The following is a 26,780-nucleotide window of genomic DNA, read 5'->3' as shown; positions in this document are numbered from 1 at the left end:
CTTTTGACAATTTAGGATAAAATAATGATATTGAGCTATGGGAGGCGGACATGATCGAACCTTTAAAACATGTATATAATGAACCATTTATTCAACATTTAGCAGAAAAACTTGCGCAAGCGTCAACTGTATTTGATGCTGATCACTTTCAGCAGCTTGTGTTTCAAGAGGATTGGGAGCAGCTGGAGTTAAAAGGACGAATGAGAAGAGTGACTGAATCGATGCACGCCTGTCTGCCTGAGGATTATGAGAAGGCAATCGATGTACTGCGTCAGACAGCACCGCATTTTACAGGGCTCAGTGCGCTTGTATTTCCAGACTACGTCGAGACATATGGTGTTGACCATTGGGATATCTCGATCAAAGCACTTGAATTCTTTACACCGTTTTCCACTGCTGAATTTGCCGTTCGACCTTTTCTCATACAAGATCAAGAGAAAATGCTGGCGCAGATGCTTGTGTGGTCACAGGATCAAAATGAACATATTCGCCGTCTCGCTATTGAAGGATGCAGGCCTCGTTTGCCGTGGGGATTATCCGTCCCTGCGCTGAAAAAGGACCCTTCTGTCACGCTGCCCATTTTAGAAAATTTGAAGTCAGATTCGGCCAAGTATGTGCAAAAAAGTGTGGCGAATCATTTAAATGATATTTCTGCAATTCAGCCAGACCTCATGAAGCAAATGGTGAAAAGCTGGTATGGAACCAATGAACATACAAACTGGATTGTCAAACATGCATCCCGTACGTTATTGAAAAAAGGCGATCCAGATATCATGGCTTTATTTGGCTATGGAGATGATCCGTCTATCCAAGTAACGGATTTGAAGGTGACGCAAGACCCCGTTCGTATTGGAGAGAAGCTGACCTTTCATTTTATTCTTCAGGTTGATAAGCCATTAAAGCTGCGCGTAGAGTATGCCGTTGATTACGTGAAAGCTCGTGGTACACGCAATCAAAAGGTATTTAAAATCACAGAATTTGAAACAGGATCGGCGCTGCATAGAGAATTTGTCCGGTCACAGTCGTTTCAAAATATGACAACGAGAAAGCACTATGAGGGCATTCATACATTAACCATCATCATCAACGGCATCCCAAAAGCGTCTGTTGATTTCGAAGTCGCAGCAGCTGCTCATGAAAAAACCCGCCATTGAGGCGGGCTTTGCTTGCGTTTCTAAGCTTTCTTTTTCATTAAGAATGAAGCAATGATGGCGGCTGCTAAGAAACCGATACTGATAATCGAGCTAGGTAAGTTCTCTGGTCTGAATAGGAACAGAACAAAACTGACACTGAGTACAAGACCAGCAAATAAAGTGAAATACGGAAATAACCAAACTTTGAAATACGGCTCCTGCGGATATTTTGGACGCAGTTTCAAATGAGCCAGACAGATGCTGATCCAAATAAGAGAAACCGCAAAACCAGGAATAGCCAGCATATAGCTGAAAATTTGATCTGGGTACAAGTAAGCAAAGAATGTTCCGATTAAAAGAAACAGAACGGTCACCCATAAACTTAAAATAGGTACACCTCTTTTGTTGACCTGTGCCAGCTTTTTTGGACCGCCGTCTGATTTAGATAGAGAATGAATCATTCTCGTCGTGCCGTAAATACCAGAGTTGGCGGCAGATAGAACGGCTGTAATTAAGACGAAATTAATGAAGTGAGAGGCACCTTGCATGCCAGCTGCTGAAAAGACTTGGACAAAAGGACTGTTATTCGGATCAATTTGATTCCAAGGAATGAGTCCACAAATAATCAAAATCGGCAGTGTGTAAAACAAGATGATGCGCCACATCATACTTTTGACAACACCAGGTAACACCTTTTCTGCATCCTTTGTTTCTGTAATGGTCAGCCCGATCAATTCAGAGCCTCCATACGAGAAAATCACCACTAATAATGAGGCAAAGACAGCACCCCATCCGTTCGGGACAAAGTTTTGGTAATTGGTGAAAACAGGTGTGCTTTGTTCGCTCGGAATGATTCCAAATAATAATGCAGCACCGAGAATAATAAACACAATAATAACGAAAATCTTCATTCCAGCGAACCAAAACTCAATTTCACCAAAGTATTTTACATTATTTAAATTAATTCCGATGACTAAGAGCGAGCAAAGTAAACATAAAGACCATAAAGGTACGTTTGGCATCCAATATTGAAGTAAACTCCCCGCTGCAATGATTTCAATGACACATACAGTGAGCCACATAAAACAGTAAACCCATCCGACAACAAATGAAAAACGTTGACCAAGCGCAATCTGTATGAGGTCGCGAAGGTTATTCCCCGGGTAGACGATGGCCATTTCAGCTAAAGCCGCCATGACAATGAGAAGAAGCAATCCAGCAAATACATAGGAAAAGATGACTCCAGGACCTGCTAAGCCGATTGTATCGGCACTTCCTTTAAAGATTCCTGTACCAATGACCCCGCCCATCGCAATCATGCGAATATGACGCGGCGATAAAAGCTTTTTTAATTCGTGTTGTTCCTGATTCGCGCTCATGACGTTCTCCTTTTTTAAAATGCTTATGTTCCATTTTCTTTTTTCGAGCGGTCAGTGTCAATATAAAAAAAGAGATTTTTCAGACAAAATAGGCGGTTGATTCTATCAAATGAGCCGTTTTCTTCCATAAATCCTTTCCATGACCCATCCCCAAAATCTGAAACTTCGTGAAAAAATGAACTTTTGCCTTCATTCTGACATAAACAATTTTCAGTTTTTGTCGATATATCTTTTGTATTACTAAAGTCCTAATAAAGAATTATTTATAACTGTAAAATATTTCAAAAAAAGTATGGAAGAATGAAAGGAGTTATTGAAGATGTTTATGAGAAAAGCAAGTGATTCATCGTCGGGGGCCCTTCTTAGTGAAAGCAGTCAATTAGTTGAACGAATTGAGAAGGGAGATTTTTCAGCCAGAATTGATACTGCTGCATTCTCTTCTAGTCAAACAATAGAAGCTGTGGCTCAAATAAATGAAGCGTTACAAAAGATGCAAGAAGCGCAAGAAGATATTCATATGCGTATGAATTTAGTGACAAAAGCGATTCAAGTGGGTCTATGGGATATGACGGTTGTAGCAGGAGATCCTGTGAATCCAAAAAACGAATTCACATGGACAGATGATTTCCGCAGAATGCTAGGTTTTCAAAATGAAAACGATTTTCCGAATGTCTTAGACAGCTGGGCATCTCGAATTCATCCAGATGAGCAGGAATACACTTTGAATGCATTCTCTACGCATTTATTGGATCATTCTGGCCGTACACCGTATGATATCGAGTATCGTCTGAAGTTGAAAAATGGCGAGTATCGCTGGTTCAAAGCAACTGGAACGACGATTCGAGATCGAAATGGGGTACCTCTTCGTGTGGCAGGGGCTCTTTTTGATATTCATGATCAGAAATTGAAAGAAGAAGAGCTGCAAGCATTCGTGACAAGGTATGACTTGATCAACCGTGCGCTTGTGGAAGCGCCTTGGGATATGGTTGTAGAGGCTGGCGATCCTGTCAATCCAAACAATGAATTCTGGTGGTCTCCGCAGTTTAGAAAAACGCTTGGTTTTACAGATGAAAAGGATTTCCCGAACGTGTTGAGCAGCTGGAGTGATCGTTTGCATCCTGAAGATAAAGAATCGGCTCTCCAGGCCTTTGCGGATCACTTAAATGACCATTCTGGCCGCACACCATTTGACATTGATTATAGATTGCAGAGTAAAAATGGCGAGTACCGCTGGTATCATGCGGGCGGTGAGACCATTCGTGATGAGAAGGGTGTCCCTTTACGTGTCGCAGGAACGATTCGTGATATTACGTTAGAAAAAAATAAAGAAAAAACAGCGAATGAAATGGCTTCTCAAGTAGAGCAGCTTTCAAGTTCTATTAGTGAAATGGTATCTGGCATCAGCTCTGTGACAAACCAAGCACAGGAGCTTGCTGTCGCTCAAGAGCAGTCAACGTCTGCTGCTAATCTGGCGAAAAACAGTGCAGATGAGACGAAGAACATTTCAGACTTGATCAAAGAAGTGGCAAACCAAACGAATCTGCTTGGTTTGAATGCCGCAATTGAAGCGGCAAGAGCAGGCGAGCAGGGACGCGGTTTCTCAGTTGTTGCCGATGAAGTGCGTAAGCTAGCGCTTCATAGTGCCAATGCGACAGAAAATATCGAATCTAGTTTAACTGAAATGAAAACACAAATCGATCAAATTCTTGAAAATATCTCCAATATGACAGCTCTTACGCAAACACAGGCTGCTTTAACAGAGCAAGTGAACGCTTCAGTTGATGAAGTGAATCATATGTCTCAGCGTCTGGTGGCATATTCAAAGAGTATCTAATGTCAAAAAACCGCCTTCAGAAGGCGGTTTTTTTATTTAAGCATGATCCGCTGGGAAAACAATACCGGCGTCTTTCCTAGCGGCTTCAAGAACCTTCATGACAGAAAGACTGTCATCAAGCCATTCATAACACTTTTCGACATTTCCGGTTTCAATGATATGCTGAAATGCTTCTGCTTCATAAAACAGGCGGTTTGAATTGGTTTGTGCATTGAGTGAAGTGACTTGGTCTCCTATATGCAGCAACACTTCCTCACAGCCATTCGCACCATTTTTCACATGTAGGAACCCTTTTTCCCCTTGAATCAAAGCGAAATTCATACTGCTTGTATCTTTGCTGCCAACACTTGTGGCGATGAAATCATTGTAAGTAAAAGTTAAAACACCAGATGTGTCGATGCCGTTTGGATGGCGGTTGGCCTGGTAACGAACGTCTTTCGGTGAACCAAATAGATTCATAATGAAATGAACATTGTAAATGTTAATATCCATTAGGGCACCGCCAGAAAACTCTGGGTTAAAGACATTCGGCGTTTCCCCGGCGAGCAGCTGATTATATTTACTTGAATATTGACTATAGTTACATTGAACGAGTTTGATTCTGCCTAATTGATGAAGGTGTTTTTTGATTAAATGATAGTTGGGCATATGAACGGTCGTAATGGCTTCAAATAGGAAGAGCTGCTTTTCCTTTGCGAGAGCGATTAAGGCTTCTAGCTCTTTCACATTAGAGGTAAAAGGCTTTTCGCAAATCACATGTTTTCCGTGTTTCAATGCAGCCGTGGCATGCTCGCTATGTAAACGATTGGGTGATGCGATATATACCGCTTCTATATGGGGATCTTCTAACATAGCGGTTAAATCCGTATAAGTCGTTTGCACCCCAAATTGATCTGCGAGTTTCTTTGCCGTAGCGTCCTTTCTTGAATAGACAGCGTGGCAAGAAGCACCTTCAAGCTGTTCAATTGCCTGGAGGAATCCTTCCACAATCACACCTGTTCCAATGGTTGCTATTCTCATTCTATTCATAACCCCTTCCATACGATTGATGTCACGTCAAGCTGTCTCTAGTATACCTGATGTTTTCATCCAACGTGTACTTAACAGCTAGGCGCAGAGGGGTGCCAGTAAAAAATACCGGCACATCTTTGGCAGCCTCTACAATTAACTAATGTTAGCTAATGTTTGTTTCGTTAACAGTTGAATGGCCGCCTTCCTCTTTTTTAACTCTTGAATGGATTTTTGAATATCTTCTACTTTTTGTTCGAGCAGCTGTTCCGCTTCTGTTTTCGACTGTTTCTCGAATAGTGACGTGATAATTTCTCGAATTTCTTTGAGTGAAAAATCTAGCTTTCTTGCTTCAGTGATAAAGGATAGCATGAGTACATATTTTTTATCATATAAACGATAGCCGTTATGTGCTCTCTTAGGCTCGGGGAGCACACCCTCATTTTCATAAAAACGAATGGTTTCAATATGTACACCAGACATTTTTGACAATTTTCCTCTCGTAAATGTAATCATTCCCTGCACCTCCTTTCTTTGCTATCCATCATACAATTAGATTTGCTAGTTTCAAAATATTCTCCGATGAACATTTGTTCCTTTTCATACTGTTAAAATGACAGGTCTGTCCTATTCACAGCGGATTTCATAGAATAGGTTATAATAGATGAGGATGAAGTGATTTTTTGTTACAGATATGAACAAGTAGACAGTGTGAGAAAAAAACGATAGGCTAAAATAGGTACATAGTATGATGAACAGCATGTGATCATGTAGATGATCACTCAAAATAGTGACAGCACGTTTTGCTGAGAAAAGGGGAGCAGTGAATGTATAAATTAGTCGCAATTGATATGGATGGTACGTTATTAAATGATCAGCATATGGTGCCGGATGAGGTGTTTGAAGCGATTCAACAGGCGAAGGCAGAAGGCGTTAAAATTGTTTTATGTACAGGCCGGCCGATTGGCGGGGTGCATCGCTATTTAAAAGAGCTGCAGCTTGATCAAGAGGGGGATTATGTCATCGCCTATAATGGAGCGCTTGTACAAAACAGCCATACAAATGAAGTCGTATCAGAATTAACTTTATCCTATGATGATTTGACTTCTTTATATGAACTGAGCCGTCAGCTGGATACACCTATGCATTATTTCGATTCAGCTCATCTATACACACCAAATCGGGATATTAGTGAATACACGGTACTTGAATCGTACTTGACGAAATTGCCGCTTAAGTATTTACCTGTCGAAGAGGCAGACCCATCCATGAGACTTCCGAAGATGATGTATATTGATCAGCCGGAACGTTTGGAAAAGACGATACAAGCCATTCCATCTGAAGTGAAGGATCAGTACATGATGGTAAAAAGCACAGATTTCTTCCTAGAAATTCTTCATCCTGATGTGAGCAAAGGGAATGCTGTGAAGCTTCTAGCGCATGAACTGGGGATTTCTCGTGAAGAAGTGATGGCGATTGGTGACAATGGGAACGACGTGTCGATGCTAGAATTTGCGGGCTGTGGCGTTGCGATGGGAAATGCCATTGAAGATGTCAAAGCAGTTGCGGATGTTGTGACAAAATCCAATAACGAAGCAGGAGTCGCACATATCTTGCATGAGCGAGTCATCGGAAAATAAAGAAAGAGCGGTCTACCAATGAGGTAGCCGCTTTTTTATATGTGTGAGAAAAAGTAAACAAGCATACGTCTGCTGTTCAAATTTGTTTTTTCGAGCATCGCCTTTACATGATCATGCACCGTATGAGGCGAGATAAATAACGTACTGGCAATTTCTTTTGTGGATTGTCCTTTTATTAAGCAGTCAAGGACGTTCATTTCTCTTTCTGTTAGCCGATATGTTTTCGCTATATAAGGAAGGATGTCACTTGTTTGAGCTCGTTTAATATGAATCATGACAGCCTCTTCCTGCCCGGCTGCTTGTGCTAAACGAAATGCTTGAAGAGAGAGAAAACGCCCTGTCGGCATTCTGGTGATGCTGACCGCTGTTTGGTCACCGCCGCCATATAAAAGCTTAGCACCTAATGCTCTAAACGGACGGGGCATGATGGCACCGTCATGAATTTGCTCAAAGGTTTGGAAGGTGTGGAGCCAATGAAGACCGGTTTCATTTCCATAAAGAAGATGGTAATCGTGTGAAAGAATGAGGAAGCCTTGGTGTTCCGCCGTTTCATCTTCTTCCGTTTCTCTTCTTTTAAAAAGTTCATCTCTCAGCTTGGCTGCGAGTGCTGGTGTTTGGCGACTAACCGCTTGTATATCTTGTTCATGAAAAGGTTCCTTCTCCTTTTTCCGATAAAGGCTGGCGATTCCCCAGCATTCACCTTGAATCACAAGGGCTGCCCGCAATTCATCTGCCCATCCGTTAGGCAACAAAATTTGCTGGTATCGACCACTATTGAGGTATTCTCCGCTTTGGACGAGACTGGCAACGTGGACAGGACCTTTCGCTAGATCTTCATGCTGGTGCACATCTTTTTTTAAATATTCATTTTGAAACAGCTCGTTATGTATGGCTTCAATCGGTTCATCTGTAAAAGAACCCGTCGAGAGGAGAGTAGCTGGATCAATAGATGTGATACAGGCAGCATCAAAATCACAGATAGCAGCAAGTTCATCTCGAATGCTTTTTCTCAGCTGCTGAAAATGAGCGGCTGGATTGTTCATTTGATCTCCTCCTCAATATCCCCACTTTTAGGGATCGTTTTTTCTCATCTATCTTCTTACAATGAAGATAACATACCGTTAGTGTAAAGGGAACGAAGCAAAGCGGAAACTGGAGGAGAAGACATATGAGTGTAAATCAACATTGGCATGATCCTGTTGCTGAATCCTATGCAGCGACAATTGCACATAAAGTACCGGGCTATCATCTTTTGCATGAGCTGACAGTGGATAGAGTAGAAATCGAATTAATGGGAGCGGCTTCTCGCATGTTAACAGTCGGAGCAGGTGGGGGCGAAGAGATCATCAACATGCTTCAAAGAAATAAAGACTGGCATATCACAGGGGTTGATCCATCTCCAACCATGCTTGATATGGCCAAGCGCAGAGTGGCACAGCTTCATATGCAAGATCGCGTCACATGGTATGAGATGGCCTTAGACAAAGTGCCGGTTGAAAAGTTGTACGATGCAGCAGTAAGTTTGCTTGTCATTCATTTTGTAAAAGATCAGCTGACCTTTTTACAGGAGATTGCCCGCCGGCTTCAGCCAGGGGCGCCTCTCGTGCTGGCGTTTATTCAAGGAGACCCAGAAACGCCTGCATTTCAGCAGGAGCTTCATATGCTTTCTCTATTCATGAAGCGTCAAGGCTTGGGAAAGGAAGTGTTTACGTCCTTCCGAGAAAGGCTGGGTGTCACAACATATCCCGTGTCTGAAAAAAAGATGACAGCACAATTAACCGAAGCAGGATTTCAAGACATCAGACCTTATTTTCAAGCTGGCATGATCAAAGGGATTGTTTGTAAAAGAGGCAATAGAAAGGCGGTTGGAAAATGAGGTCAAAAGTGATGGTGATAGGCGGTTATGGACATGTGGGGCAGCAAATATGTCTTCAATTAAGTGACGTGTATCCTGGGCAAGTCTTTGCGGCTGGCCGAAGTTATGAGAAGGCTGAACAATTTGCACGCCAAACGAATGGGCGTGTACGTCCATTTCAGATAGACGTAAGACAACCAGTGGATACGGACTGGATGGATGAAACGAAACTCGTGATCATGTGTCTTGATCAAGATGACACGTCATTTGCTGAAACATGCTTACGATCAGGTATTGATTATCTCGATATTTCGGCAAAAGGAGCCTATATTGAGAAGCTGGCAAAGGTCCATCAACAGCAATTGAACGCAACGGCTGTGCTGAGCGTAGGTCTTGCACCAGGTCTCACCAATTTGCTTGCAGCGAAGGCGGCATCTATTCTGACCTCTGTGGAGCAAATTGATATTAGTATCATGCTTGGGTTAGGCGACCAGCATGGAAAAGCAGCTATTGAATGGACGCTTGATCATGTGCATACAGATTATGAGCTGACGAAGAATCATCAGCGAAAGAAAGTCAAAAGTTTTACTGGAGGGAAACGCATTGATTTTGGCAAAACGCTTGGAAAGCGGCAAGCCTATCAGTTTCCTTTCTCTGACCAGCAAACATTGCCTTCAACGCTCCATGTGCCTTCTGTGACAACAAGGCTCTGTTTTGATTCTGGTGTAGCGACACGTGCATTTGCTCTCACAAGGAAACTCGGAATGACGTCCCTTCTCACGATGCCGAAAATCAAGGAACGTGCCATTTCACTGATTCAATCTGCTCAAATGGGTACAGATCAATATGCAGTGAAAGTGGAAGCGGTAGGAATGAAGGGTAACGAAATTCATCAAGCAGCGCTTGGAATAAAAGGTCGCGATGAGTCTCAAGCAACAGCTCAAGTCGCCAGTGCTGTGGCACTGCATGTATTGAGCAAGCAGTTTCAGGCAGGTGTCTTTCATATCGAAGAATTATTTTCATTAGCGTATGAGAATGGTGATTTTGCGTTGGTGGATCAAAAAACGAAGGAAAAGCACGCATTAGCATTGAGTGCCAGTCTTTTAACGGCATAAAAGAAAACGACAAAAGATACGCATCAGCTCAAAAGTACAGGTCAGTCATGTGGGCGCTTTATTCATGATCCATTTCAAAACAAGGTGTCTATGATCCGAAAACAATAGCTTGCTCGCCATGTAAATGGCCGAGAGGCGGAAGAGATTTAAATCAAGGATTGTAGTCGGAACTGATATAATGGTTACATTGGGCAAATAAACCTCAAGTGGGTGTTTACAAGTGTTAGATACAGAACAAGATGTAGTGAAGAATTATATAGATTCACCCCAAAAATTGAAAAATTTATATAAACGAGTATTGTTCGTTGTCAGTCTATCGCAAATATTTGGAGGGGCTGGAATAGCTGCAGGAATTACGGTAGGTGCCATTTTAGCGCAACAAATGCTTGGAACTGAAGCCTATGCAGGAGTCCCAATCGCTTTATTTACTTTGGGGTCAGCTGGGTCAGCTTTCATTGTAGGAAAGCTTTCGCAACGTTATGGACGACGCATCGGTTTATCGACAGGTTTTGTTGCTGGAGGGCTCGGAGCAATTGGCGTTGTACTGGCAGCTATGATGAATAGTGTCACTTTATTATTTGCATCGCTCTTCATTTACGGAGCAGGAACATCCACGAACTTACAAGCGCGTTATGCTGGGACGGACTTAGCGAATTCTAAACAGCGTGCAACTGCCATTAGTACAACAATGGTCATGACAACATTTGGAGCAGTAGCAGGTCCGAATTTAGTTGAAGTGATGGGTAAATTTGCAGTGTCCATTGGTGTTCCAGCACTTGCCGGTCCTTTTATTTTATCAGCAGTAGCATTTATTGTAGCTGGTCTTGTCCTTTTTATTCTGTTGCGTCCTGATCCATTAGACATTGCCCGAAGAATAGCAACTTACAAAGCAGAACATGGTCATGGAAATAAAGCAGATGCTGCTGATAAAAAAACAGATAAAAAAGGGCTTACAGTAGGTGCCACAGTGATGATCTTAACTCAAATTGTCATGGTGGCACTCATGACCATGACGCCGGTGCATATGCAGCATCATGGTCATCGATTAGCCGAAGTGGGCATTGTGATTGGTTTTCATATAGGAGCCATGTATCTTCCTTCACCTATCACGGGTGTACTTGTAGATAAACTAGGACGAACAGCTATGAGCATAGCGTCGGGCATCACACTGTTACTTGCTGGTTTATTAGCAGCATTCGCACCAAGTGATTCAATGATTCTATTAATCATTGCTTTGTCTTTACTTGGATTGGGATGGAACTTTGGTTTAATTAGTGGTACTGCTCAAATAGTGGATGCTACAGAACCATCAACCCGGGCAAAAACCCAAGGAACACTCGATGTTTTTGTTGCGTTAGCAGGTGCTTCTGGCGGTGCCCTTTCAGGAATGGTCGTGGCGAATACGAGTTATGCTACATTATCTTTAAGTGGAGGAATTTTATCATTAATTCTCATCCCTGTCATCATTTGGTCTTTTAAAAGTAAAACATAATGCAGCTCTGTGCTCATCCATCACAAAAAAGACATGCCTCCAATCATAGGAAAGCATGTCTTTTTTGAATCTCTCTTCACAGGATGCTAGCTTTCTTATGATGCTGAGGACACATCTCCTTTTTTCTTGATACTGGCTTTAATGAGCTGAGTCAATGTGTCAGAGCCTTTTGTGGAAAGATGAACACCATCTGGCTGAAAATAGGATGGCTGTCCTGTGGCAGCTGAATGCCAATCGACTAAGCTCACATTGTGATGTTGATTGGCCACACGCTCAATGACTGCATTCACAACATTTTCCCAAGATCTTGGAACGCGAGTGTTCACAAGAAAAATATGAGCCTTCGAGAAATGTTGAATGAATGAGGTCAAAGTCCCCTCTGTAAAATAACCATTTGTGCCAAGCTCAATAATAACAGCGGCATTAGATTGATTAAATGAAGCATACTGAGGAGCGATGTTGACGGCTTCGTTCATTTGTCTGCCAACCTTTGCATCGATGGTGATTTGTGCATATGCTTTTTCAAGATTCGGCGCTATGTCTAGCATGACGGAATCACCAATAGCAAGAATTTGGCGAAACTGCTTCTGATCCGCTGCTTTTTTCTCATGTTTGTCTTTCTTTTTCTTCACTTTTGATTCTGTCTGACCGCCTGCCTTTTGGGGCGCTGTCTTAATTTGTGTTACTTCTTGTGCATGCGGGGATGTATGAGACGAGCTAGACATACCAATGGTAAATAAAATCAAAAGGACTGCGGCAATCCCAAGAAACACTTTATTGGACATAGACCATTGCTTGATTCCTGTTTTCCAAATCGACCAAGAGGCAAAATAGTGTCTAAACCCGAGTTTACGAATCGGCTGTTCGATCAAACGATAGGAAGCCTCTGATATGAGTAGAATTGCGATGAGCTGTAATGTGACACGTCCCATGGAAGGCTGTCCAATCTCAATGACCGGTGTGGTTAGCACGATAATTGGATAATGCCATAAGTAGATGCCATAAGACCGCTTTCCGAGCCATACGAGTGGTTGAAAAGACAGCCATTTCCCAATAAGACTGGCAGGATGGCAGACACACGCAATTAAGATCGCTGCATTCAGACAGAATAAAAGCATACCGCCTTGGTAGAGAAAGCCGTCAAATTCATCGACTGCATAAACACATAAGAGGAAAATGACCATCGAACCGAATCCGGCTATATGTAGTATACGTCTGCCGACAGGAAGTAATTTTCTGCTGGAAAGTCTGTGCATGGGCCAGACAAATGCAAGACTGCACCCGATGAGGAGTGCAAACGCACGTGTGTCTGTTCCATAATAGATCCTGCTCGGGTCAGTATCCGGTGAATAGAGAATGGCCATCCATAACGCAGATACAAGTGCCAGACCAAAGGTGATCATAGGAAGATGGGATCTATTTTTCACCCATTTCAGTCCAGCAATCAACAGTACCGGCCAAATGAGATAAAATTGCTCTTCAATCGCCAAAGACCATAAATTTTTTAGTGGAGATACAGCATTGAAGCTGTCAAAGTAAGAGAGCTGATGAAAAATATACCACCAGTTACTCACATAAAAAAAGGACGATAAGGCATCGCCACGAATGGACATTAATGCATTTGAACCAGCAATGGCGCACCAGCTGACGATTAAAAAAATCATGACGTAGGCAGCTGGAAGCAGCCTTCTGATGCGGCCCATCCAAAAAGGCAGAAGCTCTTGATAGCCCAAATCCTGCTTATGCAGCAAGATGGTTGTAATCAAGTAACCAGAAATCACAAAAAACAAATCAACGCCAAGAAACCCGCCGCTTGCGGGTTCAATATGTAAGTGATAAGCAATGACCGCCAATACGGCAACAGCTCTCAGCCCATCTAATCCTAATATGTAACGTAAACGGTTTTCCTTGCTGTTCATGAAAAAGAATCCCCCATCAATGTCAAACGCGTCTTTTTTGTTGTTACACCAAAAGAACAACGATTCTTTTATTTTATATAAGATTAGACGAATCAGCATTACATTTTGTTGGCGAATTTCTGTCTTTTTTAAAATTTTTTTATATGAAGAAACTTTCTAAGGATTGAGGGATTCTTATTTTTATACTCAAACCGAAAATCCCTGTCATAATAAAAGAAGAAGGAAAGGGGATGTGTTGAATGAGAACGATTGAAAATGATCTGTTATTGGTTCAAATCAATGAGAGAGGTGCCGAGGTGAGAGAGGTGCTTCATAAAGAAAGTGGACGTCAATATATGTGGTCTGGTGACCCTGCTTATTGGGGCAGGGTGTCGCCCGTCTTATTTCCGATTGTCGGACGGTTGAAGGATGATCAATACAAGATAGACGATCAAACGTATCAACTCTCGCAGCATGGATTTTTGCGTGATGTTGATTTTGAACTATTTGAAGAAGCAAAAGATCAGGTGGTTTTTCAATATCAATCAAATGGCCGTCACACGTCACAATATCCGTATGAATTTACAGCGCGCATCAGTTATGCACTGTCGGAAAATGGACTAACGATTTCCTGGGAAATTGTTCATGAAGGAGATGGCACGATGTATTTCTCGATTGGTGGACATCCGGCATTTCATGTCCCGCTTGTTGAAGGCGAGCAGACAGCTGATTATTCACTCACATTGATCCCTTCCACCGAACATGATCCAGTCCAATATGAACTTCATGATTCACTTGTGAGAGAGAAGGAGAAAGGTGTTGAGTTTGAGCCGATTCAACTTCGCCCAGAACTTTTTCAGAACGATGCAATGATCTTTAGTCATATTGATCAAGTATCATTGACTTCTCAAGCAGGTCACGGCGTTGAGGTCGATCTCAGTGATTTTCCGTTCGTTGGTATTTGGTCTCCATATGATCAAGAAAAGGGAACAATGGCTCCTTTTGTTTGTATTGAGCCTTGGTATGGGATCGCTGATATGGAAGGGACAAACGGGCAGTATAAGGAGAAATTCGGCATTCAAACCTTAGAGAAGCAAGAGACCTTTCACGCAGCTTACACCATTTTCTTTAAATGAACATTTGTGCATGGTGAAGTGAACAATTTGTTATGATAGAGGAAAAAAGGAGGCGTACGAATGGATCGGGAGAAACAGCAATTAAGTATTGAAGCAGCAAGGCTCTATTACTTATCTGATTACAGTCAGCAGGAAATCGCCAAGCAGCTTGACCTGTCGAGGCCAACGGTGTCTCGTCTGCTTCAGTATGCGAAGGAAAAAGGGTACGTCCAAATTACAGTGATGGACCCATTTGAGGATTTAAATGAGCTGTCCTTATTGCTGAAAGAAAAATATGATCTGCTCGAGGCTCATGTGGTATTTTCACCAAAGGACGATTATCCAACGATTACGGATTACTTGAGCCGGTTTGGTGCAGATTATCTTCAGAATACGGTGAAAGACGGCGATATCGTTGGAGTGAGCTGGGGCACCACGATGTATCAAATTGCTCAAAAGATGCAACCTAAACAGGTAAAAGGGGTAGAAGTTGTTCAGTTGAAAGGTGGAATCAGCCATTCACATGTGAATACATATTCTGCGGAAACGATTCAGCTGTTTGCATCAGCTTTTCAAACGGCACCACGCTATTTGCCACTGCCTGTTGTGTTCGATAGTGCCGCCGTTAAAGAGATGGTCGAACAGGACAGACATATTCATCGCATTATTGAAATGGGCAAACAGGCAAATATCGCTGTGTTTACTGTTGGGACGGTAAGAGATGAGGCGCTTTTGTTTAGGCTTGGTTATTTCCGTGAAGAAGAAAAGGCGTTGCTCAAGACATCCAGTGTCGGAGATATCTGTTCACGTTTTTATGATCAAGAAGGACGCATTTGCAGTGAAGCGATTAACAATCGCACAATCGGTGTGGAGCTGGATGATTTGAGAACAAAAGAGCGCTCCATTCTTGTTGCTGGTGGACATCGAAAGGTTGCCTCTATCCATGGGGCGCTGAGAGGAAAATATGCGAACGTATTGATGATCGATCAGCACACAGCAAGAGCTCTTTTAAATGTCACAAAATAGATGAACAAAATTTCATAACTATATTTACAATTGTTCAATAGTCATTTAAGATGAAAGTATCATATTTAAAAGGAAGTGTGAATCATGACAATAGCAAAGCTCATTGATCATACAGCACTAAAACCAGATACATCTAAAGCTGCGATCATGCAGTTACTAGAAGAAGCAAAGACATATCAATTTGCTTCCGTTTGTGTGAACCCAACTTGGGTATCTCTTGCGGCGAAAGAACTAGAAGGAACAGGCGTTGATGTATGTACAGTCATCGGTTTCCCGTTAGGTGCAAACACAACAGCAGTGAAAGCATTTGAAACAAAGGATGCCATTGAAAACGGTGCAACTGAAGTGGACATGGTCATCAATATTGCGGCATTGAAAGATGGCGAATATGATGCAGTTGAACAAGATATTCGTGCCGTTGTAGACGCAGCAAAAGGCAAAGCCTTAGTGAAAGTCATCATTGAAACTTGTCTACTCACGGATGAAGAGAAAGTACAAGCTTGTGAACTTTCTGTAAAAGCTGGCGCTGATTTCGTCAAAACATCGACTGGATTTAGTACAGGCGGTGCAACAGCTGAGGACATCGCATTAATGCGTAAAACAGTTGGACCTGACATCGGTGTCAAAGCATCAGGCGGCGTAAGAACAAAAGAAGACGTAGAAGCGATGACAGCTGCAGGCGCAACCCGTATTGGTGCCAGTGCAGGCGTTTCCATTATTAAAGGGGATCAATCAGCTCCTTCTAAAGACTATTAATTCATACGATCCTATGGTAGGATAACAATCATGACTCATTAGATGATGAAAAAGTCATATGCGGAAGGATCTCATTTCTGGGATTTTCTTCCGCAATTTGTTTGCGAAATAGGGTTTGTTCCATACAAGCACATTAATGTAAACGAATTCATTCAAGGAGGAAAAACATGAAATACGTCATTGGTATTATCGGTTTGCTGGTGATTCTCGCCATTGCATGGCTGGCAAGTAACGGGAAAAAGCGAGTGAAATTCCGTCCAGTCATTGTCATGATTGTACTGCAATTTATTTTAGGTTATATTCTGCTCAATACAGGTGTTGGGAACTTCCTAGTCGGGGGATTTGCAAAAGGATTCCAAATGCTTCTAGGCTATGCTGGTGAAGGGATCAACTTCGTATTTGGTGGTTTAATGAATGATAATGCGTCAACTTTCTTTATCAATGTCTTGCTCCCGATCGTCTTCATTTCTGCCTTGATTGGTATCCTGCAGCATTGGCGTATCCTTCCGCTGATCGTACGCGGAATTGGGTATTTGCTTAGTAAAGTCAATGGAATGGGGAAACTAGAATCTTACAACGCCGTAGCGTCAGCGATTTTAGGTCAATCCGAAGTGTTCATTTCCATTAAGAAGCAGCTTGGATTATTACCTCAACAGCGTCTTTATACATTGTGTGCATCTGCGATGTCGACTGTATCAATGTCCATTGTCGGTGCGTATATGCAAATGATTAAACCGGAGTACGTTGTTACAGCACTTGTGCTGAACCTATTTGGTGGATTTATTATTGCGTCTATCATCAATCCTTATGAAGTGTCTAAAGACGAAGACATGCTTGAAGTCGTAGAAGAAGAAAGACAATCTTTCTTCGAAATGCTCGGCGAATACATTATGGATGGTTTCAAAGTAGCCATTGTTGTGGCTGCGATGTTGATTGGATTTGTTGCATTAATTGCGATGATTAATGGTATTTTCACAGCTGCCATCGGTGTTTCTTTCCAAGATGTACTTGGATATGTGTTTGCACCATTTGCGTTTATTGTTGGTGTACCATGGAGCGAAGCAGTACAAGCAGGAAGTATTATGGCGACCAAGATGGTGTCTAACGAATTTGTGGCGATGCAAATTCTTTCTGGCGATGCCTTCCATTTCACTGCTCGTACAGAAGCGATCATTTCTGTATTCCTTGTGTCATTTGCGAACTTCTCGTCTATCGGTATCATTGCTGGAGCCGTTAAGGGCTTGAATGAAAAACAAGGAAACGTTGTCGCACGCTTTGGATTAAAGCTGTTATTCGGTGCAACACTTGTCAGCTTCTTAACAGCAGGCGTTGTCGGTTTGATTTACTAAACTAAAGAAGGAATGGTGAAAACAATGAGAATGGTAGATATCATTGCGAAAAAACGTGACGGAAAAGAATTATCTTCAGAGGAAATTTCTTTCTTTGTCAAAGGTTATACGGACGGAACAATTCCTGACTACCAAGCAAGTGCCTTGGCGATGGCGATTTTCTTCCAAGATATGACGGATCAAGAACGTGCAGATTTAACACTCGCTATGGCAAACTCAGGGGACACAATTGACCTGTCTGCTATCGACGGCATTAAAGTAGACAAGCATTCAACAGGCGGTGTAGGCGATACAACAACGCTTGTACTCGCTCCTCTTGTTGCAGCACTTGATGTACCTGTTGCAAAAATGTCTGGGCGTGGTCTTGGACATACGGGTGGAACTGTCGACAAGCTAGAGGCAGTCAAAGGCTTCCACGTTGAAATTACAAAAGACGAGTTCATCGAGCTGGTGAACCGTCATAAAGTAGCGGTCATTGGACAATCAGGCAACCTGACACCTGCTGATAAAAAACTGTATGCCCTTCGTGATGTAACAGGAACTGTTAACTCCATCCCGCTCATTGCAAGCTCGATTATGAGTAAGAAAATCGCTGCTGGCGCAGATGCAATCGTATTAGACGTGAAAACAGGCGCAGGTGCTTTCATGAAAACACCTGAAGACTCTGAGAAGCTTGCAAAAGCAATGGTTCGTATCGGAAATAATGTTGGCAGACAAACGATGGCTGTCATCTCAGACATGTCTCAGCCGCTAGGATTAGCGATTGGAAATTCCCTTGAAGTGAAAGAGGCGATTGACACGCTTAAAGGCGAAGGCCCTGAAGACTTAAACGAGCTTGTGCTCACATTAGGAAGTCAAATGGTCGTTCTTGCGAAAAAAGCAGAGACACTTGATGAAGCAAGAGAAAAGCTAATTGAAGTCATGAAAAACGGCAAAGCACTTGAGAAATTCAAGGAATTTTTAGAAAACCAAGGTGGAGACGGCTCGATTGTAGATCAACCGGAAAAACTGCCACAAGCACCTTATCAAATCGAAGTGCCGGCAAAAGAATCAGGTGTGATCGCTGAAATCGTCGCAGACGAAATCGGTGTTGCAGCGATGATTCTTGGAGCAGGACGTGCAACAAAAGAAGACGAAATCGACCTATCTGTTGGCATTATGCTAAACAAAAAAGTAGGCGATCGTATAGAAAAAGGTGAATCTCTCGTGACGCTGCATGCAAACCGTGAAGATGTTGCGAATGTCATGGAGAAAATTTATGACAACATCCGCATTGATGACCATGCCGATGCTCCGACTTTGATTCATACAGTGATTACTGAATAAAGAGAAAAAGACAAAAGTGATGAATCGCTTTTGTCTTTTTTATGTAAATTTTAGGTAGCGCTTCTTCTAGATATGATAAGTTAGATGAGTGGGAGGGGATAAACCATGAGAATGCTCAAACTCATTCTCTTTATTTTTGTTGTCTTGATGATCATTGGATTTATCAGCTACTATGTGGGACCAACATCGACACCAAGTTCTTAAGGCGAGCAAAAGCTCGTCTTTTTTGATTGAAATAAAAAATTTCACTTTATGAAACAAACCTCTTGCAATCATGAAACAATGGGTGTATATTAGTTGACGAGTCAATGATTGATATATCAACTAATTGATCTGAATAGAAAAGAGGGGATGGCATTGACTGCATTTTGCTCTGAAGAAGCAGAGGTATTATATCGTTTGCAGTGCGTGAACCGTATGATGGGTGTGAAGTTCGAAGCATGCACGGGCATCAGCCAATCAAGACTGGAGTTGCTATCACTGTTATTCCAAGCCGACGAAATCAGCCAATCCGATTTGCAGAAAAAAGTAAATATTGATAGTGCGGCTGTGACGCGTCACTTAAAACAGTTAGAAACAAAAGGAATGGTCACGCGCAGAAGAAAGCCGGAAGATAATCGAGTCACGCTTGTTCGTCTGACAGATGAAGGCAGAACAAGAATCGAAGCTTCTAAAAAAGAAAAAGAACGATTTATCTCAGAAATGCTTGAAAACGTAAGTGATGAAGAACGAAAGCTTCTCACTGATGTGCTCATCCGTATACAACAAAACATCGAAAAGATTCAAACAACCTAAAGGAGTGTTACACATGGCTACAACATTAAAAACAAACGATTTTATGGATATTATGAAAGGGCGCCGCTCCATTCGTAACTATGATCCAGCAGTGAAAATTAGCAAAGAAGAAATGACGGAGATTTTAGAAGAGGCAACAACAGCACCATCATCAGTGAATGCACAGCCTTGGCGCTTCATGGTCATTGACAGCCCAGAAGGAAAAGAAAAGCTTGCACCACTCGCAAAATTCAACCAAACACAAGTAGCTACATCATCAGCTGTCATCGCTGTGTTTGCAGATATGAAAAACAATGAATACTTAGAAGAAATTTATTCAAAAGCAGTAGAACATGGCTACATGCCGCAGGAAGTAAAAGAAAGACAAATTGCTGCATTAACTGCACATTTTGAAGCTCTTCCAGAGCAAGTGAATCGTGAAACGATCTTAATTGACGGTGGACTTGTGTCAATGCAGCTGATGCTTGCTGCTCGTGCGCATGGCTATGATACAAACCCAATTGGCGGATATGACAAAGAAGTCATCGCTGAAACATTCGGCTGGGATAAAGAGCGTTATGTACCAGTTATGCTTCTATCCATTGGGAAAGCGGCTGACGAAGGTTATGCTTCTTACCGTTTACCGATCGACCGCATCACAGAGTGGAAATAATTTTTAAAAAAAGGGAGACGATCATATGATTATTATTCATGCAGGGATGACCATTCATCCAGAGAAAGAAAACGTATTTCTAGAAGAAATCAACGGTTTAATGAAAGCTTCACAGGAAGAAGAAGGCAATGTGTCCTACAAGCTTTTCAAGGATACAGAGAAAGAAAACACCTTTTTAATGCTCGAAGTGTGGAAAGATGAAGCAGCGGTTCAAAGCCATAATGCAAGTGCACATTTCCAAGCTTTCGTCGCAAAGGCAAAAGAATTTTTAGCCGCTCCACTTGATGTTGTTGCATATCAAGGAGAGCAGCTTTCATAGAAAAACAATAAAAGAACCCTAGGCATTTATAGCCTAGGGTTCTTTTATTGTCGACAATTCGTTTCACCTATTTCAATCACGTATTGTGCATTTTCCACAAAGTTTCTGAAAATAAAATGTTTTTCGACTTAAGTATATTGGAATATGCTAGAATTAGATATTATTTATTACCAAATTAGGGAGGAACCAATATGAAAAAAGGGAAATGGACAAGCATCGCACTAACAGCTGTCCTCAGTTTAGGCACATTGACAGCTTTCAGCACCCCTCTATCTGCCCACACCTCAGAAAAGTCAACATCCTCAGATGGTGGTCATTATTCAGGTATTCCATTCGACGCAAGCGTTGTCAATGAAGACCGCCTCATCAAAGCCTTGAAAAAACAAGGAAAGATCAAAAAGAATGCCAATGAGGCAGAAACCCAAAAAGCATTAAAGAACTACCTAAAGAAAAAAGAAGAAGCAGCGATGAAACAAAGCGCAAGTACCTTAACAGAAGAACCTGAATTCCTAAAAGAATACAAACAAAATGTACATAATAAACTAGCCAAAAAGAAAAAGTTAAAGAAGCATAAAGGAAAAGAAGGCAATCAAGTAAAGCCGGTGAAAAAGGAAAAATATAAAGGCGACGTCCGTAATGATAAAGTTTTGGTCTTATTAGTAGATTTTAAAGATTATAAGCATAATAGTATTAAAAAAGAAGAGACTGATATGTACTATGACAAGTACGATCAGCAGCACTACCAAGATATGCTTTTCGGAAAAAATGGCTACATTGGTCCAGATGGTAAAAGAAAAGTATCTATGAAGCAGTATTATGAAAAGCAGTCCGGTGGAAGCTACACGATTAGTGGAACAGTAGCTGGATGGTATACAGCCAAGCATGAAGCAGCATATTATGGCGGGAACGTACCAGACGAATCAGGAAGTGACGGCAGACCGCGCGAATTGGTGAAAGAAGCCCTCGAAGCAGCGGCAAAGGATCCAAACATTGACCTTGGTGAATATGATCAATGGGACCGCTATGATATGGATGGGGACGGTGTTTATAATGAGCCAGACGGTATCATTGACCACCTCATGGTTGTACACGCTGGCGTAGGTGAAGAAGCTGGCGGCGGACAGCTTGGCTCTGACGCGATTTGGTCGCATCGCTGGTCACTTGGTGATGTATTTGAGATTCCAAACACTGAATCAGAAGTGGGTCAAGGCGGAAAGTTAGGCGCTCTAGATTATACGATTGAGCCTGAAGATGGCGCAGCAGGCGTGTTCACACATGAATTTGGACATGATCTTGGTCTGCCTGATGAATACGATACACAATACACAGGCAGAGGAGAGCCCGTTTCTTATTGGTCTATCATGTCAAGCGGAAGCTGGGCAGGTAAAGTACCTGGTACGGAACCAACAGGTTTTAGTCCATATGCAAAAGAAATGCTTCAAAACTTGCATGGCGGCAACTGGCTTTCTGGAAAAACCATTGATGGTAAGACATTAACAAAAAGCAAAACAGTTTTAATCGATGAAGCAGCAACAAAAGGAACCAACCATGATGCGGTTCGAGTCGATTTGCCAGATAAAGAGATTGTGGTCACTCAGCCTGCACAAGGGCAATATTCATACTTCAGCGGAACAGGTGACAATTTGAATGCTACCATGACGACATCAGGGATTGATTTGTCGAAGGGAAGCAAAGCCGAGCTTACGTTTAAAGCATGGTACGATATCGAAGAAGATTATGACTATGCGTATGTAGAAGTTCGTGAAACTGGGACAGACAAATGGACAACCATTGCTGGTAATATTACGAATGATCGAAATGAGGCAGGAGCGAATGAAGGCAATGGCATCGATGGAAAATCAGATGGCTGGGTAGATGCATCCTTTGATCTTTCTGCTTATGCAGGGAAGAAGATCGATCTGCAATTCCGCTATACAACCGATGCAGGATATTCACTGCCAGGTTTATTTGTAGATGATCTAAAGATTACAGTAGATGGATCAAAAGTGTGGTCAGATGATGCCGAGGGAACGTCCACGTTCACTTTTAATGGATTCTCTCAATCTAATGGAAAACAATATGCCGCTCAGTATTATTTACTAGAATGGCGCTCTTATGCTGATGTCGATAAAGGCTTAAAGCATATCAAACGAGGAGCAAGTCTGATGAGCTATAATAACGGTTTGGTCGTGTGGTACGTCGATCAATCGTACAGTGATAACTGGGTTGGAAAACATCCAGGGAACGGCTTCCTTGGAGTCGTAGATGCAGATCAACAAGTGTTGAAATGGAGTGACGGCTCTATTGCAGCGACAGGTTTCCAAGTACATGATGCAGCATTCTCTTTGAATCCAAGCACGAAGCTGAATATTGATTATACAGCGACAACAGGCTTAACCTTAGAGGATCGCTATATCCGCCCAACGCGTACATTTAGTGATAAAAAGAACTATGTGAATCCAAATAACCCGGATGCAGGACGTGATGTGCCAACATACGGCCTATCTTTTAAAGTCGTCGGACAAAGTAAGGACCGTTCTGTTGGAAAGGTATTAATTTCTAAAAGCAACTAAACAAAAAGCCGGATTCAATCCATGAATCCGGCTTTTTGATACGTTAAGACATGGATTTTTAGCGTATGACTCGTCTTTGATCGAATGTTTGTTCTTTTTTATTTTGATATCCGAATGAAACCATTATATAATAGAGATTGGAAGGTTTTTCTTTCATTCAATGTTCTTTTTAGTTGTTAAAAAACCAAGAAAGGATGAGCGTTACCAATGAGTTGTGTCACTGCCAAGCAATTAAAGGTGATCCGAGGGACGATGCAGACTTTTTGCAGCCATTTAGAGTATGATGGCCACGGTAAGCTTCATATTAATACCATCATGGCTTTTATTAAAAAGGAATTTGGTGTAAGAAAAATGAAAGACATTCCACAAAGTCGTTTTCATGAGGCGTTAGAGCTAATCCAAGACTTTGATTTATACACGGACAAAATACAAATACGAGACCGTCTATCAGAAAGGAATTCACTAAATTGAATATTTTAGCAATGATTTTAGTAGGAATTGTCGCTTTAGAGCACATTGTCATCATGTTACTAGAAATGTTTTTTATGGAATCAAAAATGGCGAAAAGATCTTTCAATCTGCCTGAACACTTACAAAAGGATCCAAATGTGAAAGTGATGTTTGCTAATCAAGGGCTATACAATGGCTTTCTAGCTGCTGGACTCATTTGGGGGCTCATTCTTGGTTCGAATACCGTAGGATATATGATTCAGCTATTTTTCGTTCTTTGTGTGTTCATCGCAGCAGTATTTGGCGGGGTGACGTCTAATAAATCGATTATCATCAAACAAGGGTTACCAGCTTTTCTTGCATTAATTGCACTTATCCTGGCTATATAATCCTATCAGCGTGATAGAAAACCTTTGCAGTTTAGGAAGGACGAGCATCGGAGCGAATTTGACATTGGTGAGCACCGAAGCGCAGGACTGACACCGAATGCGAGGGTTTGTCTACACAGTAAAGCCGCCCCAGAGGGCGGCTTTTATCTTTTACGCATTCCCATCAAACGAATAATGGACGTAAGACAAAGGGCAACAGCGACAGCCAATATGATTTTTCCATACATGACGCCCGTAAGATTCATTAAAAAGACAGCCAATATGATACAGAGCGTGATGATAATCATCACAATCGAATAGGTTTTCATCTCTTTTTCCACTCCTTTTAAATTCCCTCTAGCGCAAGAGGTCTGTCAATTGTTTCTCATATTATATCATTTCATCACAATTTTACATGAAATTCCCTGTCAATAGAATGTGACAGAATGATTAGATTTGAAGTGAGGCTATATTTTTTAAAAAATCGGGTATAACATAAAGAGTTGTATCCAAGTCTGATTGCTTGATATTTAATTGTGCAAAATATAAAATAGCCACATGATAAATAGAAAGGATGATAAAGTTGAGCAAAAACGTCTTATTAGTATCAACAAGCAGCTCAGAAATGAACGGACACCCTACAGGCTTATGGCTAGAAGAATTGGCCGAGCCATTTCATATCTTTAAAGAAAATGGACTCAACGTGCAAATCGTTTCAATAAAAGGTGGAACAGTACCGATCGATAAAAATTCAATTCCTGAAGGAGTTCCAGCACAATATCAAGATGTGTATGAATTACTTCAAGACACAAAGGCACTGACAGATGTAAACCCAGCTGAGTATGATGGCATTTTCTTTGCTGGAGGACATGGCCCAATGATCGACTTTGCGTCCAATCAATTGGTTGCCGATGCGATCTTAGCGATTTCAGACAAAAATGGAGCCGTTGGGGCAGTTTGCCATGGCGTTTCTGCCTTTGTTGATGTGAAGGATCGTGATGGAAAATCATTTATCGACGGCAAGAAAATAACAGGATTCACAAACGAGGAAGAGGATGCTGTTCAGCTGACATCTAAAGTTCCATTTTTATTGGAAACAAAACTTCGCGAGCAAGGGGCAGCATTTGAAAAAGGCGATGCATTTGCGCCATTCGCTGTTGTAGACGGACAAATTATTACTGGACAAAATCCAGGATCAAGTGCAGAAACAGCACGCTTATTTGTCAAAACCATTGCATAAATCATCAAATAAACCAGTCGTGACTCATACGGCTGGTTTTTTGTTATGAAAATTTCCTAAAAAAGTCCAAAACAAGTATTAGAAAAATGGTAAAATAATCACAGGGTAAAAAACCCAAATTAGGGAAAAGGGGATGTTCCTGTGAGAGCATTTTATGTCAAAATCACCGCCGCCTTACTGTCTATTTTATTGGTCACAACAGGTTTATTTTCACCAGCAATCAAAGCAGAAGATGCACCAAAATCAAGTGAAAAAGTATCGCCACTGACTGAAAAAGCCATTCAGCAAGTGCAAGAGTCGTTTGAAAAGCAGGATAAAGGGACTGCGGTTCAACAGAAGGAAGTAAAAAAATCATTTAAAGTAGATAAGAAAAAGGGAATAAGTATTAAACGAAAAGCGGCTGCAGATGGAAAGATGCGCACGTCTGCCGTTCGCTCTATTGATGGACTAGCCATTAATCAATCGGCAGTTTTAAACGAGGAAGATCCAGTTGATTTATGGTTCTTAAGTACATCGTCTCCTAAGGCGCTCATCAGCCGGATTACCTCTCCAAATGCTGATTATTTCGTTCAGTTATTTGTTATTGATTATGAAGAAGGACAAGCTTATCCAACGGATCTGATTCAACCAGCAGGCAGTCTGCTTGCGTTAAGCAATTTACCAGCGGGTGATTATGCGTTTGGTATTACTAGCGGTGGAGACTTTGGAGACTCATACACATTACAGGTGAATGCAAAAAACCCACCAAATTTCACAGGTGCTGAATCCCTGTCATCAACGTTGCAATACTTTGTTGCTTCGTATGCCAATGGGGATGTTTTCGCAAATGGTACAAAAGTGTATAACAAACAATCTAAGACCGCTGATTATAAATGGGAGCGTGTATTTTATTTCTCATATGATGGAAAATATCAACAGAGAACGCATTCTGTTGACAGTGTAAAAGTGAAAAGTATTTCGGCACCAGTATCGTACTCTGCTCCATACGCGAGTTCCTCTGAGGCCATTCTTGTCTACTTAGATGTGGAGACATTATTTATGTATCATGAATCATCGTTTGCTAGTGGGCAGTACTACCATAGCAGCTTTGTTGATACTCTCGGAAAGACAACGCCAAGGCGTTTAGACATTGATGACCTGACAAATTACGGCGATCATATTTTGGCTGTTGATTTAAAGACAGGAAAGCCAATTGATTTCTTCAGTGTCCTTAATTTCTACTATGCAGCAGGGATCGAGAAGCTGCCAACGATCAATACATTGAATTAAGACCGGCAGTTGACATCAAATCGCCACATGTGTAGAGTAAAGATAATTAAATGACAAAAGTCCACTAGGGGAGTCATGTATGACTGAGACAAGAGGAAATCTTGGACCCTTTGAACCTGATCTAGTTTGTACTAGCGGAGGGAAGTGGAGCTGGACCTTGTCTTATTCATGATTGAATCGATAAGAAG

Annotated in this window: 24 protein-coding genes, 1 pseudogene and 1 riboswitch; of the genes and pseudogenes, 19 read left to right on the top strand and 6 right to left on the bottom strand. The window is 41.8% G+C overall.

The genetic code is table 11. The features are described 5' to 3' along the window. The first annotated feature begins 53 nt into the window (after positions 1-53). Entirely contained in the window at positions 54-1,154 is a 1,101-nt protein-coding gene (locus ID12_RS04165; RefSeq protein WP_390308718.1) for a DNA alkylation repair protein, read from the top strand. A gap of 20 nt (positions 1,155-1,174) precedes the next feature. On the opposite strand, the gene ID12_RS04160 is transcribed toward ID12_RS04165, so the two are convergent. Beyond that, on the bottom strand, positions 1,175-2,512 hold the full coding sequence (locus tag ID12_RS04160; RefSeq protein WP_050826766.1) for an amino acid permease: 1,338 nt from the start codon (positions 2,510-2,512) through the stop codon (positions 1,175-1,177). Between the two features lie 319 nt (positions 2,513-2,831). Between ID12_RS04160 and ID12_RS04155 the strand changes: the two genes are divergently transcribed. Beyond that, complete coding sequence (locus ID12_RS04155; protein WP_050826765.1) at positions 2,832-4,346, top strand: methyl-accepting chemotaxis protein; 1,515 nt, start codon at positions 2,832-2,834, stop codon at positions 4,344-4,346. 36 nt (positions 4,347-4,382) lie between these two features. On the opposite strand, the gene ID12_RS04150 is transcribed toward ID12_RS04155, so the two are convergent. Together ID12_RS04150 and ID12_RS04145 are read right to left on the bottom strand one after the other, a co-directional pair. Beyond that, the gene (locus ID12_RS04150; protein WP_050826764.1) at positions 4,383-5,366 is read right to left on the bottom strand and encodes a Gfo/Idh/MocA family protein; all 984 of its coding nucleotides are present in this window, start codon (positions 5,364-5,366) and stop codon (positions 4,383-4,385) included. A 144-nt stretch (positions 5,367-5,510) separates the two neighbouring features. Next, the gene (locus ID12_RS04145) at positions 5,511-5,870 is read right to left on the bottom strand and encodes a MerR family transcriptional regulator (RefSeq protein ID WP_007498034.1); all 360 of its coding nucleotides are present in this window, start codon (positions 5,868-5,870) and stop codon (positions 5,511-5,513) included. Positions 5,871-6,181: 311 nt separating this feature from the next. Between ID12_RS04145 and yidA the strand changes: the two genes are divergently transcribed. Beyond that, positions 6,182-6,994, top strand: a complete 813-nt coding sequence (gene yidA, locus ID12_RS04140; protein ID WP_007498032.1) for a sugar-phosphatase — start codon at positions 6,182-6,184, stop codon at positions 6,992-6,994. A gap of 35 nt (positions 6,995-7,029) precedes the next feature. Here the strand turns inward: yidA and ID12_RS04135 are convergent, their stop codons facing one another. After that, positions 7,030-8,037, bottom strand: a complete 1,008-nt coding sequence (locus tag ID12_RS04135; RefSeq protein WP_050826763.1) for a helix-turn-helix transcriptional regulator — start codon at positions 8,035-8,037, stop codon at positions 7,030-7,032. Between the two features lie 125 nt (positions 8,038-8,162). Between ID12_RS04135 and ID12_RS04130 the strand changes: the two genes are divergently transcribed. The 3 genes from ID12_RS04130 (at position 8,163) to ID12_RS04120 (ending at position 11,456) form a co-directional block, all read left to right on the top strand. Continuing rightward, positions 8,163-8,870, top strand: a complete 708-nt coding sequence (locus tag ID12_RS04130) for a class I SAM-dependent methyltransferase (RefSeq protein WP_050826762.1) — start codon at positions 8,163-8,165, stop codon at positions 8,868-8,870. Then, positions 8,867-9,964, top strand: coding sequence for a saccharopine dehydrogenase family protein (locus ID12_RS04125; protein ID WP_050826761.1), 1,098 nt, complete (start codon positions 8,867-8,869; stop codon positions 9,962-9,964). The genes ID12_RS04130 and ID12_RS04125 overlap by 4 nt, the downstream gene beginning before the upstream one ends. 220 nt (positions 9,965-10,184) lie before the next feature. Further along, positions 10,185-11,456: an MFS transporter gene (locus ID12_RS04120; protein WP_050826760.1), complete on the top strand. Its 1,272-nt coding sequence runs from the start codon at positions 10,185-10,187 to the stop codon at positions 11,454-11,456. Between the two features lie 95 nt (positions 11,457-11,551). Here the strand turns inward: ID12_RS04120 and ID12_RS04115 are convergent, their stop codons facing one another. Beyond that, positions 11,552-13,375 carry an acyltransferase family protein gene (locus ID12_RS04115; RefSeq protein ID WP_050826759.1) on the bottom strand — a complete coding sequence of 608 codons (1,824 nt, stop codon included), beginning with the start codon at positions 13,373-13,375 and terminating at the stop codon, positions 11,552-11,554. Between the two features lie 239 nt (positions 13,376-13,614). Between ID12_RS04115 and ID12_RS04110 the strand changes: the two genes are divergently transcribed. From ID12_RS04110 to ID12_RS04060, 11 genes are all read left to right on the top strand, one after another. Beyond that, complete coding sequence (locus ID12_RS04110; RefSeq protein ID WP_050826758.1) at positions 13,615-14,490, top strand: aldose 1-epimerase family protein; 876 nt, start codon at positions 13,615-13,617, stop codon at positions 14,488-14,490. Between the two features lie 60 nt (positions 14,491-14,550). Continuing rightward, a complete protein-coding gene (locus ID12_RS04105; protein WP_050826757.1) occupies positions 14,551-15,495 on the top strand; it encodes a DNA-binding transcriptional repressor DeoR in 945 nt (314 codons plus the stop codon). 84 nt (positions 15,496-15,579) lie between these two features. Further along, positions 15,580-16,251 carry a deoxyribose-phosphate aldolase gene (gene deoC, locus ID12_RS04100; RefSeq protein WP_017358631.1) on the top strand — a complete coding sequence of 224 codons (672 nt, stop codon included), beginning with the start codon at positions 15,580-15,582 and terminating at the stop codon, positions 16,249-16,251. Between the two features lie 167 nt (positions 16,252-16,418). Beyond that, on the top strand, positions 16,419-17,600 hold the full coding sequence (locus ID12_RS04095; protein ID WP_019743592.1) for a NupC/NupG family nucleoside CNT transporter: 1,182 nt from the start codon (positions 16,419-16,421) through the stop codon (positions 17,598-17,600). 24 nt (positions 17,601-17,624) lie between these two features. Further along, positions 17,625-18,926 (top strand): pyrimidine-nucleoside phosphorylase, encoded by a 1,302-nt coding sequence (locus tag ID12_RS04090; protein ID WP_050827650.1) that lies wholly within the window; start codon positions 17,625-17,627, stop codon positions 18,924-18,926. A gap of 351 nt (positions 18,927-19,277) precedes the next feature. Then, a complete protein-coding gene (locus tag ID12_RS04085) occupies positions 19,278-19,721 on the top strand; it encodes a MarR family winged helix-turn-helix transcriptional regulator (RefSeq protein WP_045033720.1) in 444 nt (147 codons plus the stop codon). A gap of 13 nt (positions 19,722-19,734) precedes the next feature. After that, positions 19,735-20,373 (top strand): nitroreductase family protein, encoded by a 639-nt coding sequence (locus ID12_RS04080; protein WP_025208240.1) that lies wholly within the window; start codon positions 19,735-19,737, stop codon positions 20,371-20,373. A gap of 25 nt (positions 20,374-20,398) precedes the next feature. Then, positions 20,399-20,692, top strand: a complete 294-nt coding sequence (locus tag ID12_RS04075; RefSeq protein ID WP_017358637.1) for a putative quinol monooxygenase — start codon at positions 20,399-20,401, stop codon at positions 20,690-20,692. A 191-nt stretch (positions 20,693-20,883) separates the two neighbouring features. Beyond that, a complete protein-coding gene (locus tag ID12_RS04070) occupies positions 20,884-23,265 on the top strand; it encodes an immune inhibitor A domain-containing protein (protein ID WP_050826756.1) in 2,382 nt (793 codons plus the stop codon). 207 nt (positions 23,266-23,472) lie between these two features. Next, entirely contained in the window at positions 23,473-23,736 is a 264-nt protein-coding gene (locus tag ID12_RS04065; RefSeq protein WP_008345710.1) for an ORF6C domain-containing protein, read from the top strand. Then, positions 23,733-24,104: a DUF1304 domain-containing protein gene (locus tag ID12_RS04060; protein WP_007498006.1), complete on the top strand. Its 372-nt coding sequence runs from the start codon at positions 23,733-23,735 to the stop codon at positions 24,102-24,104. Before ID12_RS04065 ends, ID12_RS04060 begins: the two co-directional genes overlap by 4 nt. Before the next feature lie 143 nt (positions 24,105-24,247). Here ID12_RS04060 and ID12_RS19235 read toward each other — a convergent pair. Then, positions 24,248-24,442, bottom strand: a pseudogene (locus ID12_RS19235) (hypothetical protein); the annotation flags it as partial. A gap of 224 nt (positions 24,443-24,666) precedes the next feature. Between ID12_RS19235 and ID12_RS04055 the strand changes: the two are divergent. Beyond that, complete coding sequence (locus ID12_RS04055; protein WP_017358640.1) at positions 24,667-25,323, top strand: type 1 glutamine amidotransferase domain-containing protein; 657 nt, start codon at positions 24,667-24,669, stop codon at positions 25,321-25,323. Between the two features lie 141 nt (positions 25,324-25,464). Beyond that, a complete protein-coding gene (locus ID12_RS04050) occupies positions 25,465-26,592 on the top strand; it encodes a hypothetical protein (protein ID WP_050826755.1) in 1,128 nt (375 codons plus the stop codon). Between the two features lie 56 nt (positions 26,593-26,648). Beyond that, a riboswitch (TPP riboswitch) is annotated at positions 26,649-26,752 on the top strand. The last annotated feature ends 28 nt before the right edge of the window (positions 26,753-26,780 follow it).

Source organism: Bacillus altitudinis, assembly GCF_001191605.1.
GTDB lineage: Bacteria > Bacillota > Bacilli > Bacillales > Bacillaceae > Bacillus > Bacillus altitudinis.
This window is presented reverse-complemented; position numbering and strand designations above follow the sequence as displayed.